The 1,446-nt window shown below is 67.7% G+C and carries 1 protein-coding gene; it reads right to left on the bottom strand.

The window, feature by feature from the left end; all coding sequences use genetic code 11:
• Positions 1–18 precede the first annotated feature (18 nt).
• Positions 19–1,209 carry an IS110 family transposase gene (locus P3G67_RS35675; RefSeq protein ID WP_449343269.1) on the bottom strand — a complete coding sequence of 397 codons (1,191 nt, stop codon included), beginning with the start codon at positions 1,207–1,209 and terminating at the stop codon, positions 19–21.
• Between the last annotated feature and the right edge of the window lie 237 nt (positions 1,210–1,446).

Raw genomic sequence — 1,446 nt, 5'->3', positions numbered from 1 at the left:
GACTTCCCAATCGTGATGTCAAGCCGCAGTCGTGACGGGAGGTGAACCTTGGTAGCACTGGCCGTCACGGATCATCGCCCACAGAACGTTGAGGCGTCGGCGGGCGAGGGCCAGCAGTGCCTGCTTGTGGCCCTTCCCCTCGCTTCGCTTCCGTTGGTAGTACGCCTTCGACGCCGGACACGTCGTGATGCTGACCATCGCCGACAGGTACATCGAGCGCAACAGCCCGCGGTGGTACCGCTTCGGCCTGCGCAGGTTGCCGCTGACGCGGCCGGAGTCACGAGGCCGTGGGGCCAGGCCGGCGAAGCCGGCCAGGCGGTCGGCGCTGCCGAAGGCGTCCATGTCACCGCCGGTCGCGGCGATGAACTCGGCGCCGAGCTTGGCGCCCATGCCGGGCAGGCTGCGGATCACCTCGGCATGACGGTGCTCGCGAAACCTGGCCTCGATCAGGGCGTCGAGCTCGGCGATCTCCTCATCGAGGGCCATCACCCCCTTCGCGAGGCGGACCACCATGTTGGCGGCCAGCTTCTCGCCGGGCAGTGCCGTCATCTGAGCCTGGGCAGCCTCCACCGCCGTCTTGGCCAGCGCGGCGGCGCTGCGGACCTTGCGGTTCTTCAGCCAGGTCTCGATGCGCTTGACGCCTGCGCGGCGGATCGCGGCCGGGGTCTGGTAACCGGTCAGCAGCATGACCGGGCCCTTGTTGGCCAGGTCCAGGGATCGCTCCAACGCGGGGAAGATCTCCAGGAGTTGGGCCCGCAGGCGGTTGATCTGCCGGGTGCGGTCGAAGACCACGTCCAGGCGCCGGGTGGTCAGGGTGCGCAGGTCGACGGCGATCTCGTCGCCAGTCCGCAACAGGCCCAGATCCCGGCGAACGCGGGCCTGGTCGGCGATGACGAAGGCATCCTTCGCGTCCGTCTTGCCTTCGCCCTTGTAGGTGGCCGAGGCACGGTGGACGGCCAGACCGGTCAGATAGGCCATGGGCTGGTCGTGGCTGAGGAGCAGGCCGATCAGCAGGGCGGCGCCGCCGTGGTTGAGGTCGACGGCCCACAGCACGTCGGTGGATATCGCCAGGACGTCGCCGATGAGCTGGAGCAGCTCGGTCTCGTCGTTGAGGACCCGGCGGGACAGCAGCCGTTCACCGTCCGCGTTGATCACCACGCAGTGGTGGTGTTCCTTGCCGATGTCCACTCCGGCCCAGATCTCGGGCACGGTCACCTCCGCCAGCTTGCAGTCACACACGTCACCCGCAGACGACCTCGCCGACTTTGTCCTACAGCAGCGATCGAGTCGCGTCTCCCAATTGGCGGTCGAGTCGTCGCGGGGCTCCGGGCGGCCAAGTCCCTTGAGCCTTGCCAACGGCGCCCACATGACAGCCATACCCAGAGCCCCTGGGCCCTCCGATCTTACGAATGACCAGATCAGACCCATGCCTTGAAAGGTAGGACC

The organism is Streptomyces silvisoli (assembly GCF_029269905.1).
In the GTDB taxonomy this organism is placed as follows: Bacteria; Actinomycetota; Actinomycetes; order Streptomycetales; family Streptomycetaceae; genus Streptantibioticus_A; species Streptantibioticus_A silvisoli_A.
Note: the sequence above shows the minus strand (reverse complement) of the source record. Positions and strands in the feature narration are given on the sequence as shown.